This window comes from Pantoea conspicua (assembly GCF_002095315.1).
GTDB classification, from domain to species: Bacteria; Pseudomonadota; Gammaproteobacteria; order Enterobacterales; family Enterobacteriaceae; genus Pantoea; species Pantoea conspicua.
The window spans coordinates 18247-29197 of record NZ_MLFN01000054.1; the positions used below are offsets into that span (position 1 = coordinate 18247).

Consider the following 10951-nt stretch of genomic DNA (forward strand, 5'->3'; position numbering starts at 1 on the left):
TTGTTCAGGAACGGCGTATCATGCAGCGCCGCGAATGACCCCATCATATGACAGGAATTCTGTTGCTTAAATTGATATATTAACAACGTCACATTGCAATAAATGCAACATCACGTTAAGGCGACGCGCATATGGATTTACGAGATCTGAAACTGTTTCTTCATCTGGCCGAAAGCTGCCACTTTGGCCGCACAGCACGTGCGATGCACGTCAGCCCTTCCACACTCTCGCGCCAGATTCAGCGTCTTGAAGAAGATGTCGGACATGCGCTGTTTCTGCGTGATAACCGCACCGTCACGCTGACGGAAGCGGGTGAACGCCTGCGTCAGTTTGCTCAGCAGACGCTGTTGCAATATCAGCAACTGCGCCACGTGATGGATCTCAACGGCCCGTCGCTCAGCGGCGAGCTGCGCCTGTTCTGCTCGGTGACGGCGGCCTACAGCCATCTGCCACCGATCCTCGACCGGTTTCGCGCCGAGCACCCGCAGGTGGAAATCAAACTCAACACCGGCGATGCCGCCGACGCGGTAGAGAAAGTGCACACCGGCGAGGCCGATCTGGCGATTGCCGGGCGGCCCGAAACGTTGCCTGCCAGCATTGATTTTATGCCGCTCGGGCTGATTCCGCTGGTGCTGATTGCGCCGGCGTTACCCTGCGCGGTGCGGACTCAGGCCACCCAGGCGGTGCCGGAGTGGTCGCAGATCCCGTTTATCCTGCCGGAGCAGGGACCGGCGCGCCGGCGTATCGATTTGTGGTTCCGCCGTCATCGCATTGCTAATCCGTTAATTTACGCCACGGTATCGGGCCATGAGGCAATTGTTTCCATGGTGGCGCTGGGATGCGGTATCGCCCTGTTGCCGGATGTGGTGCTGGAGAACAGCCCGGAACCGGTGCGCAATCGCGTGCTGATGCTGGAGAATGTTGAGTCGGTCGCACCGTTTGAACTCGGCGTCTGCGTGCAGAAAAAGCGGCTCGGCGAGCCGCTGATCAGTGCTTTCTGGAGCCAGCTGTAATCAATTGCCCGCCAGGAAGAAGCGGAACGCCGGGTTCTGGCTTTCGTCATGAAAGTCGTAACCCAGGTCGGTGAGATGCTCTTCAAAACGCGGCTCATCGTTACCCAGCTCAAACGCGGTCAGTACACGCCCGTAGTCGGTGCCGTGGCTGCGGTAGTGGAATAGCGAGATATTCCAGTGAGCACCAAGCGTTTGCAGAAATTTCAGCAACGCGCCCGGCGCTTCCGGAAATTCGAAGCTGAACAGCCGTTCACGCAGCGGCTTAGAGGGGCGTCCGCCAACCATGTAACGTACGTGCAGCTTGGCCATCTCATCATCGGAGAGATCGACAACCTGATAACCACTGCCAGTGAGCTCGCTGATGATCTCGCTGCGCTCTTCCAGACCGCGGGTCAGCCGCACACCAACAAAGATGCAGGCTTTGTCGGCGTCGGCATAACGGTAGTTGAACTCGGTAATCGACCGTCCACCCAGCGTCTGGCAGAACCGCAGGAAGCTGCCCTGCTGTTCCGGGATCGTTACGGCCAGCAGTGCTTCACGCTGTTCGCCCAGCTCGCAACGCTCAGAAACGTAACGCAGACCGTGGAAATTGACGTTAGCGCCAGAGAGGACATGCGCCAGCCGCTCGCCTTTGATGTCGTGCTGCTGGATATACTTCTTCATTCCCGCCAGCGCCAGGGCGCCAGAAGGTTCCGCCACCGCCCGCACATCTTCGAACAGATCTTTCATCGCGGCGCAGATCGCATCGCTGTCGACGGTGATGATGTCGTCGATGTAGGCCTGACAGAGCCGGAAGGTTTCGCTGCCGATACGTTTGACCGCGACCCCTTCGGCGAACAGCCCGACGCGCGGCAGATCGACCGGATGGCCCGCCTCCAGCGCCGCCTTGAGGCAGGCTGAATCTTCGGACTCCACCGCAATTACTTTAATCTGTGGCATCAGCTGCTTGATCAGCACCGCGACGCCAGCTGCCAGACCACCGCCGCCAACCGGGACAAACACCCGATCGAGATGCGCATCCTGCTGCAGCAGTTCCATCGCCAGCGTGCCCTGCCCGGCAATCACCGCCGGATGGTCAAACGGTGGTACGAAGGTGTAGCCACGCTGTTCCGACAGCTCAATCGCTTTGGCTTTCGCCTCGTCGAAGTTAGCGCCAAACAGATAAGCCTCACCGCCAAATGCGCGCACCGCATCAACCTTGATATCCGCTGTCGCCACCGGCATCACAATCAGTGACTTGATGCCCAGCTTGCTGGCGGAGAGCGCCACGCCCTGCGCATGGTTACCGGCTGATGCCGTGACCACGCCGCGCGCTTTCTGCTCTTCGTTCAGCCCGGCAATCATCGCGTAGGCGCCGCGCAGCTTGAAACTGTGCACCGGCTGACGATCTTCCCGCTTCACCAGAATAGTGTTGCCGAGACGCGATGAGATTTTTCCATAACCTGCAGCGGCGTCACCTGTGCCACTTCATACACTGGCGAGCGCAGCACTGCGCGCAAATACTCGGCGCCACAAGGCGCCTCGGGTAGCGGTTGAGACTCGGCCATTTTTAGCCTCCCAGCTTGCTCTTATCGCGGACGGCGCCTTTATCAGCACTGGTCGCAAGTAATGCGTAAGCACGCAGCGCAAAGGAGACTTCACGCTGACGATTCACCGGCGTATAGGCCGCATCACCACGGGCCTGCTGCTCTTCACGGCGGGCGTGCAGTTCGTTATCCGGAACCGCCAGCTTAATGCCGCGGTTAGGGATATCGATCTCAATAGTGTCGCCATCTTTGACCAGCGCAATGGTGCCGCCGTTGGCCGCTTCAGGCGAAGCGTGGCCGATAGAGAGGCCCGACGTACCGCCAGAGAAACGACCGTCAGTGATCAGGGCGCAGCTTTTGCCCAGGCCCATTGATTTCAGATAAGTGGTCGGATAGAGCATCTCCTGCATGCCCGGCCCGCCTTTTGGCCCTTCGTAGCGAATGACGACCACATCGCCCGCGACGACTTTGCCGCCCAGAATCGCTTCAACGGCGTCATCCTGGCTTTCGTAGACTTTGGCCGGACCGGTGAAGGTCAGGATCTCTTTGTCTACGCCCGCGGTTTTAACGATACAGCCATCTTCCGCGATATTGCCGTAGAGCACGGCCAGACCGCCATCCTGCGAGTAAGCATTTTCGCGGGTTCGGATACAGCCTTCGGCACGGTCATCATCCAGCGTGTCCCAGCGGCAGTTCTGCGAGAACGCCTGGGTGGTACGAATCCCCGCCGGACCGGCGCGGAACATATCTTTTACCGCCTGATCTTTGGTCAGCATGATGTCGTACTGATCCAGCGTTTCACGCATCGTCTGCTGCAGGATATTACGGGCGCTGCTGTCGAACAGGCCTGCACGATCCAGCTCACCGAGGATGGCAAAGACGCCACCGGCGCGATGCACATCTTCCATGTGATATTTCGGCGTACTTGGCGCAACTTTACACAGCTGAGGCACTTTGCGTGACAGGCGATCGATGTCGGAGATATTAAAGTCGATCTCCCCTTCCTGTGCGGCAGCCAGCAGGTGCAGCACGGTGTTGGTGGAACCGCCCATGGCGATATCCAGCATCATGGCGTTCTCGAAAGCGGCTTTGTTGGCGATGTTACGCGGCAGCATGTTGACGTCATCCTGCTCGTAATAACGTTTGGTCAGGCTGACGATGCGTTTACCGGCATTGATGAACAGCTCTTTGCGATCGGCGTGCGTTGCCAGCAGTGAACCGTTGCCGGGCTGCGACAGGCCAAGTGCTTCAGTCAGGCAGTTCATCGAGTTGGCGGTGAACATGCCGGAGCAGGAGCCGCAGGTCGGGCAGGCTGAACGCTCAATCTGCTCGCTGTCGGCATCGCTGACGTTCGGATTAGCACCCTGAATCATCGCATCAACCAGATCCAGCTTGATGATCTGATCGGAAAGTTTGGTTTTACCCGCTTCCATCGGCCCGCCGGAGACGAAGATCACCGGAATATTCAGGCGCAGTGATGCCATCAGCATTCCCGGGGTGATTTTGTCGCAGTTGGAGATGCAGACCATGGCGTCGGCGCAGTGCGCATTAACCATGTACTCGACGGAGTCAGCAATCAGCTCACGCGAAGGCAGTGAATACAGCATGCCGCCATGACCCATGGCAATACCGTCATCCACCGCGATGGTGTTGAACTCTTTAGCCACACCGCCTGCCGCTTCGATCTGCTCGGCAACCAGTTTACCCAGATCGCGCAGGTGAACGTGGCCAGGGACAAATTGGGTGAATGAGTTAACCACCGCGATAATCGGTTTACCGAAATCGTCGTCGGTCATTCCTGTCGCGCGCCATAAGGCACGGGCACCCGCCATGTTGCGGCCGTGGGTGGTAGTGGCAGAACGGTACTTAGGCATGCTCTATTTACTCCAGTAATAATGGCTCGCGGGCGTCAGATAACGCCCGCGCAGTATCTGCTTATGCGTTAACCGGATCTAACCAGCCCCATTTGTCTTCGGTCTCGCCAGTGAACAGACCAAAGAAGGCCTGCTGGATGCGGGCGGTAATCGGGCCGCGTTTGCCTTCGCCGACCTGAATGCGATCAACGCTGCGCACCGGCGTGATTTCCGCTGCGGTGCCGGACATGAAGATCTCATCCGCCAGATAGAGTGATTCACGCGACAGCGTTTGTTCACGTACTTCAATACCCATATCGATCGCCAGTTTGATGATGGCGTCGCGAGTGATGCCTGGCAGAGCGGAAGAGGTGAATGGCGGTGTGAACAGAATGCCATCTTTGACTTCAAACAGGTTTTCACCCGCACCTTCAGAGATGTAGCCGTTGGTATCCAGCGCGATACCTTCCTGATAGCCGTGACGACGGGCTTCGCTACCCACAAGCAGAGAAGAGAGATAGTTACCGCCGGCTTTGGCCGCTGTCGGCAGGGTGTTCGGTGCAACACGGTTCCACGAGGAGACCATCGCATCAATGCCATTTTCCAGCGCTTCGGCACCGAGGTAAGCACCCCACGGGAAGGCGGCAATGATCACATCGGTGCTGAAACCGTCTGGCGGGTTCACACCCAGGCCGACATCACCGACAAACGCCAGTGGACGGATATAGGCACTTTTCAGTTTATTGACGCGAATGACTTCGCGGCACGCTTCCATCAGCTCATCAACGCTGCTTTTAATCGGGAAACGGTAGATTTTGGCGGAGTCGTGCAGACGTTGCATGTGTTCGCGATGGCGGAACACAACCGGTCCTTTGTGAGAGTCGTAGCAACGCACGCCTTCAAATACCGACGTACCGTAGTGCAACGCGTGGGACATGACGCTAACCTTCGCCTCTTCCCACTTAACCATCTCGCCATTGAACCAAATAAAGTCTGCTTTCTTCGTGCTCATTTTTCTTCCCTCTCGCGGCTAGGCGCGGATTTGTTGTGTTGTCTGTTGTTGAATCTGAACGCAGGCGACATCGATCAGTTTGCTTAACTGCGAAGACAGTAAATCGACGGAGCGCTGGCTGGCAACGGTCATTTCGATATTAATGTTTTCAGCGTTGGCCACGGAGGCCATGTTCATTGAGCAAACCTGAAAGCCGCGGTGACGCACTACACGTAAGATGCGCTCCAATATTTCAGGGCGAAAGCGGGCTTCGATAGACAATTGATGCTGATTCATACGGTTTTCTCCATCATTTGTGCATTGCTGGCACCCGGCGGTACCAGTGGCCAGACGTTTTCATGCTCATCAATTGCAACATGCAGGAAGTAAGGACCTTCGCTGTTCAGCAGAGCATCAAGTGCGGCGTCGACCTGTTCTTTACGGGTAATGCGCTGGCCGGGGATATCAAAGGCGCTGGCCAGCGTCAGGAAATCGGGGTTGTCAGACAGATTGGTTTCGCTGTAGCGACCATCAAAAAACAGCTGCTGCCACTGGCGAACCATACCGAGACGCTGATTATCCAGCAGCACGATTTTGACCGGCAGCTTGCCGCGTTTGATGGTGCCCAGCTCCTGAATGTTCATCATGATTGAGCCGTCGCCAGAAACACAGATGACAGTGTCCTGCGGGCGGGCGACCTGCGCACCAATCGCGGCCGGTAAGCCAAACCCCATGGTGCCTAAGCCGCTGGAGGTGATGAAATTCTCTGGCGCGCTAAACGCCATGTGCTGGGCTGCCCACATCTGATGCTGACCGACATCGGTGGTGACTACCGCGCTGACGGGTTTGCGATCGGAAAGTTGCTTCAGCAACAGCGGGGCATAAATGGCGTTACCCGGATGGTCGTAACGCCAGCTGTGACTGGCTTTGAGCGCTTGCACCTCATCACGCCAGGCATCGATATTCAAGGGCTGGCTCAGCGCGGGCAGCAGATGGTTAAGATCGCCCTGCAATGAAACGTGGGCGCGACGTAATTTGTTCAGTTCAGCCGGATCGATATCAAGATGAATGACGCTGGCGTGCGGGGCAAAGGTATCCAGCTTGCCGGTTACCCGATCGTCAAAGCGCGCGCCAACCGCAATCAGTAAGTCACAGCTCTGAACCGCCAGGTTAGCCGCTTTGGTGCCGTGCATCCCCAGCATGCCGAGATAGAGCTCGCTGTCTGCATCCACGCTGCCCAGACCTTTCAGCGTTGCCACGGCAGGAATGCCCGTTTCTTCAGCCAGCGCACGCAGTGCGGGAACAGCCTGCGCCATCCCCACGCCGCCACCGATATAGAGCATCGGTTTCCTGGCCTGCGCCAGCATCGCACGCGCGTCGACTATCGCCTGATGCGGCAGATCCATCCCCTCTTCTACCGGCACCAGATGCGGCGTGGGTTCGCCCTGCGCAATCTGGATATCTTTAGGGATATCAACCAGCACCGGACCCGGACGGCCCGACTGCGCCAGGGCGAACGCTTCAGCCATGACGGCAGGCAACTCGTCTAACGACTCGACCAGAAAACTGTGTTTGGTGCAGGCCAGGGATAAGCCCAGTACGTCGATTTCCTGAAAGGCATCTGTACCAATAAACGCGGAAGAGACCTGGCCGGTCACCGCCACCACCGGTACCGAATCCATCATCGCATCGGCCAGCCCGGTGATCAGGTTCGTTGCACCCGGCCCCGAGGTAGCAATGCAGACACCGGTTTTTCCGGTTGAGCGCGCATAACCGATCGCAGCCATCACTGCGCCTTGCTCATGACGACACAGTAGGTGTTCCACGCCGCCATCGTAGAGCGCGTCGTATACCGGCATGATGGCGCCGCCAGGGTAACCGAATACGGTATCAACACCCTGCGCGCGTAAAGCCTGAACTACCCACTGTGCACCTGTCATCGCTATTCTCCTGTGTCCTGACCGGAACAACAGAATTTTATGCTACTGTTCATTGTTTGTTCCTTGTGGATTTACTAATATTTCGCCTGGTCGAAAAAAAACCCCCGGACCTTTCGGTGCGGGGGTTTTTTCGGATTCGAGGCTTGATTTTTAAGCCTTTCTTTCTCCAAGCGTAGCCCCGCACGGTAGGTTGATAATCACCACCACGCTAATCACAACCAGGCTAATCACTTGTAGAAGGGCTTTCATATGCTGTTCAATTCTTTTACGTGTTCGAAGTAATGCCTACAGAGTTAACATAGTCAGGGGGGATAGCACAACATTTTTCGTCTGCTTTTTTCGGTGACTGGCATTAAGTATCAGCCTATCGATTTGTAATAAAAAGAATAATTTCCGGATGATAAATATTCATCACTTTCGTGACGTAATAATATTCTGCTGGATTTGCGTACAGCCTCGCTCGCTTTTGACCCGCTCTGTAACGGTTACCGATCCGCTGTGTTCCGACTCGTATATCGATGATGCTCTCTTCGCTTTTCTTTTTTGCTGACCGCAGACTGGCAGCATTAAGGAGCGATTATGTCATTATCAAAAGTCCTGACCCGGGCTGCGTTGGGGGTAGAGGCGCCACTGGTGACTATCGAGGCGCATATCAGCAATGGTCTGCCCGCCCTGACGCTGGTCGGCCTGCCAGAGACCACGGTAAAAGAGGCGCGTGAACGGGTACGCAGCGCCATTATCAATAGCGGATTTATCTTTCCGGCCAAACGGGTCACCATCAACCTGGCGCCGGCGGATCTCCCCAAAGAGGGAGGACGTTATGACTTGCCGATGGCGATCGCCATTCTGGTGGCCTCTGAACAGCTGCCTGCGGATAAGCTGACTCATTATGAGTTTCTGGGCGAGCTCGCCCTTGACGGCGCGCTCTGTGGTGTACAAGGCGCGATTCCCGCGGCAATGGTGGCAATCCAGGCCGGGCGGCAGCTGGTGCTCTCCCGCCAGAACCAGACGGATGTCGGATTGATTCGCCAGGGTTCATCGTTGATTGCATCACACCTCAGTGAGGTCTGTGCTTTTTTGCATAATCAGCTCACTTTATCGCTTGCCAGCTATCCTGACGATCAGTGTGAAGCGTCGGGCGATGATCTCGCCGACATTATTGGTCAGCAACAGGGACGCAGAGCATTAGAAGTTACCGCAGCAGGTGGTCATAACCTGTTGCTGATCGGACCGCCCGGCACAGGCAAAACCATGCTGGCGACCCGACTACCGGGCATCATGCCGCCCCTGAGCGATCAGGAGGCGCTGGAGTGCGCGGCTATTGCCAGCCTGGTCAACGGCAACCCATCACACCGACAGTGGCGCACAAGGCCATTCAGGTCGCCTCACCACAGCGCCTCTCTGTATGCCCTGATTGGGGGCGGCTCACTGCCGCGGCCCGGCGAGATCTCGCTGGCACATAATGGCGTACTGTTTTTAGATGAACTGCCGGAATTTGATCGCAAAGTGCTCGACTCGCTACGTGAACCGATAGAGTCGGGACTCATTGCTATTTCCCGAGCCAGAGCAAAAGTAACCTATCCTGCACGGTTTCAGCTCATCGCCGCGATGAACCCGAGCCCTACCGGACATTATCAGGGTCAGCATAATCGTTGCTCGCCACAGCAGGTGCTGCGCTATCTCAGCAAATTATCCGGCCCTTTTCTTGATCGCTTTGATCTGTCGCTTGAAGTCCCGCTGCTACCGGGTGGGATGCTAAGCAGACAATGCCACCCGGCGGAGAACTCAGCGACGGTGCGTCATCGGGTCGTCGCCGCACGCGCTATTCAGCTGGCGCGGTCAGGCAAGATTAATGCGCATATGAACAATGCAGAAATTCTGCGCTGGTGTCAGATTGGCAAAGAAGATGCTGAATGGCTGGAGTCGGTGCTGGAGAAGCTGGGTTTATCGGTACGGGCCTGGCAGAGGATTTTAAAAGTGTCTCGAACGCTGGCTGACCTGGCGGGGGATGAGAAGATAAGCCGGGCGCATTTGCAGGAAGCGGTGAGTTATCGCTGTATTGATCGCTTAATGATCCATCTGCATAACAGCCTGCAATAAAAGAAGGGGCTTACGCCCCTTCTTTATTAGTCGTCGCTGTCGCTGAAGTCTTCAACGGTATCCATCTGCGGCTTCCCGCCAGACAGTGTGTGAAAACGCTTCGGACGCTTAATGCGTGTGATGTATTTGGTCCATACACGCTCAGCTTCCGTTTGCGGCTCACGCTGACCACGACACACTTCAATGAATAACCGTTCTTCTTCTGTTGCAGGTTCACGCTTTGATAAATCAAGCTCATTAAAGGCGAAACCGTGGCGTTCAAGAAGCTGGGCTTCTTTAATCGTAAAATCACCGTGACGTGAGAAACCACGCGGGTAATGTTTGTTATCAAAGAAACGATTTTCGGTTAAGAAGCTTTCCGCCATGTTACACGCTCCTGATTCTCTTATGCCTTACTATTTATGGCGCGGAGTATTAGATAGGCTTGACAGAGTGTAAAACAAAACATTTAAATCTATACGACAAACAAATTTTGGGAGAACGCTGTGGATACGGAATTACTGAAGACTTTCCTGGAAGTAAGTCGAACGCGCCATTTCGGGCGTGCTGCGGAAGCACTTTACCTCACGCAATCTGCTGTCAGTTTTCGCATCCGTCAGCTGGAAAATCAGCTTGGTGTCAATCTTTTTACCCGGCATCGCAACAACATACGGCTGACGGCCGCGGGCGAACGGCTATTGCCCTACGCTGAAAGCCTGATGAGTACCTGGCTGATGGCTAAGAAGGAGGTCTCCCACACCCAGCAACATCATGAGCTCTCTATCGGGGCCAGTGCCTCGCTCTGGGAAGCCTATCTCACACCGTGGCTGCAGACGCTCTATGAGAACCGGGAGAGCCTGCATTTAGAAGCGCGAGTCGCGCAGCGTCATCTGCTGGTTAAGCAGCTGCATGAGCGCCAGCTGGATCTGCTGATCACCACTGAAGCACCAAAAATGGATGAGCTGACCAGCCAGCAGATTGGTCATATCTCACTGGCATTATTTTGTGCACGGCAGAGTGGAAAGCGTGAGAAGTATGATTATATTAAGCTGGAATGGGGCGCAGATTTTCATCAGCACGAGAGCTATCTCTCCGGCGGTGATGACGTACCGGTCCTGACCACAACATCGGCTCATGTCACACGTGAGCTATTGCATACGACAGGTGCCTGCGCCTTTCTGCCTGACTTCTGGCATAGCCTCTACAGCGAGCTGATGGTGATTCCGGATACGCCGGTTGCGGTGCGCCCGCTTTATGCCGTCTGGTTACAGAACAGTGATCAACAAGCTCATATTCGTCAGTTGCTGAAGTTTCCGGTTCTGGTCAGGCAAAACAGCTGATTTTCGAACGGGAAAAGTGGGATAAAGGCGAGGGGAAGGATGAAAAGCCAGCGGATGTGAGCTGGTTTTTTGTTCTGCATTGGCTACAGGCAAAAAAAAATCCTTTGCCGAAGCAAAGGATCGTTTTCTGGCAGGGGCGGAGGGACTCGAACCCCCAACACCCGGTTTTGGAGACCGGTGCTCTACCAATTGAACTACGCCCCTAAATA

The 10951-nt window shown here is 55.9% G+C and carries 9 protein-coding genes, 1 tRNA gene and 1 pseudogene; 3 read left to right on the forward strand and 8 right to left on the reverse strand.

Annotation, left to right across the window (positions count from 1 at the left end; genetic code table 11):
• Positions 1-131 precede the first annotated feature (131 nt).
• The gene (gene ilvY / locus HA41_RS16060; RefSeq protein WP_094121625.1) at positions 132-1013 is read left to right on the forward strand and encodes an HTH-type transcriptional activator IlvY; all 882 of its coding nucleotides are present in this window, start codon (positions 132-134) and stop codon (positions 1011-1013) included.
• On the opposite strand, the pseudogene ilvA reads toward ilvY, so the two are convergent.
• The 6 genes and pseudogenes from ilvA to ilvL all read right to left on the reverse strand — a co-directional run bounded on the left by ilvA (position 1014) and on the right by ilvL (position 7572).
• Positions 1014-2560: pseudogene (ilvA, locus tag HA41_RS16065) on the reverse strand (threonine ammonia-lyase, biosynthetic).
• A 2-nt stretch (positions 2561-2562) separates the two neighbouring features.
• Positions 2563-4413, reverse strand: coding sequence for a dihydroxy-acid dehydratase (gene ilvD / locus HA41_RS16070; protein ID WP_094121626.1), 1851 nt, complete (start codon positions 4411-4413; stop codon positions 2563-2565).
• A 61-nt stretch (positions 4414-4474) separates the two neighbouring features.
• A complete protein-coding gene (locus HA41_RS16075; protein WP_094121627.1) occupies positions 4475-5404 on the reverse strand; it encodes a branched-chain amino acid transaminase in 930 nt (309 codons plus the stop codon).
• An 18-nt stretch (positions 5405-5422) separates the two neighbouring features.
• Positions 5423-5680 (reverse strand): acetolactate synthase 2 small subunit, encoded by a 258-nt coding sequence (gene ilvM, locus HA41_RS16080; protein ID WP_008926359.1) that lies wholly within the window; start codon positions 5678-5680, stop codon positions 5423-5425.
• The gene (gene ilvG, locus HA41_RS16085) at positions 5677-7323 is read right to left on the reverse strand and encodes an acetolactate synthase 2 catalytic subunit (protein ID WP_094121628.1); all 1647 of its coding nucleotides are present in this window, start codon (positions 7321-7323) and stop codon (positions 5677-5679) included. The genes ilvM and ilvG overlap by 4 nt, the downstream gene beginning before the upstream one ends.
• Positions 7324-7473: 150 nt before the next feature.
• Complete coding sequence (ilvL, locus tag HA41_RS16090) at positions 7474-7572, reverse strand: ilv operon leader peptide (RefSeq protein ID WP_082097622.1); 99 nt, start codon at positions 7570-7572, stop codon at positions 7474-7476.
• A gap of 330 nt (positions 7573-7902) precedes the next feature.
• On the opposite strand from ilvL, the gene HA41_RS16095 reads away from it, so the two are divergent.
• Positions 7903-9423 (forward strand): YifB family Mg chelatase-like AAA ATPase, encoded by a 1521-nt coding sequence (locus HA41_RS16095; protein ID WP_094121629.1) that lies wholly within the window; start codon positions 7903-7905, stop codon positions 9421-9423.
• Between the two features lie 26 nt (positions 9424-9449).
• Here HA41_RS16095 and HA41_RS16100 read toward each other — a convergent pair whose 3' ends face one another.
• A complete protein-coding gene (locus HA41_RS16100) occupies positions 9450-9788 on the reverse strand; it encodes a MaoP family protein (protein WP_094121630.1) in 339 nt (112 codons plus the stop codon).
• A gap of 120 nt (positions 9789-9908) precedes the next feature.
• On the opposite strand from HA41_RS16100, the gene hdfR reads away from it, so the two are divergent.
• The gene (gene hdfR / locus HA41_RS16105; RefSeq protein ID WP_094121631.1) at positions 9909-10742 is read left to right on the forward strand and encodes an HTH-type transcriptional regulator HdfR; all 834 of its coding nucleotides are present in this window, start codon (positions 9909-9911) and stop codon (positions 10740-10742) included.
• A 128-nt stretch (positions 10743-10870) separates the two neighbouring features.
• On the opposite strand, the gene HA41_RS16110 is transcribed toward hdfR, so the two are convergent.
• A tRNA-Trp gene (locus HA41_RS16110) sits at positions 10871-10946 on the reverse strand.
• Between the last annotated feature and the right edge of the window lie 5 nt (positions 10947-10951).

Bases quoted from the DNA above. Each gene is read 5' to 3' on its own strand.
- ilvY (WP_094121625.1), top strand. From the start codon at position 132: ATGGATTTACGAGATCTGAAACTGTTTCTTCATCTGGCCGAAAGCTGC.
- HA41_RS16095 (WP_094121629.1), top strand. From the start codon at position 7,903: ATGTCATTATCAAAAGTCCTGACCCGGGCTGCGTTGGGGGTAGAGGCG.
- ilvD (WP_094121626.1), bottom strand. From the start codon at position 4,413: ATGCCTAAGTACCGTTCTGCCACTACCACCCACGGCCGCAACATGGCG.
- ilvM (WP_008926359.1), bottom strand. From the start codon at position 5,680: ATGAATCAGCATCAATTGTCTATCGAAGCCCGCTTTCGCCCTGAAATA.
- ilvG (WP_094121628.1), bottom strand. From the start codon at position 7,323: ATGACAGGTGCACAGTGGGTAGTTCAGGCTTTACGCGCGCAGGGTGTT.
- HA41_RS16075 (WP_094121627.1), bottom strand. From the start codon at position 5,404: ATGAGCACGAAGAAAGCAGACTTTATTTGGTTCAATGGCGAGATGGTT.
- ilvL (WP_082097622.1), bottom strand. From the start codon at position 7,572: ATGAAAGCCCTTCTACAAGTGATTAGCCTGGTTGTGATTAGCGTGGTG.
- HA41_RS16100 (WP_094121630.1), bottom strand. From the start codon at position 9,788: ATGGCGGAAAGCTTCTTAACCGAAAATCGTTTCTTTGATAACAAACAT.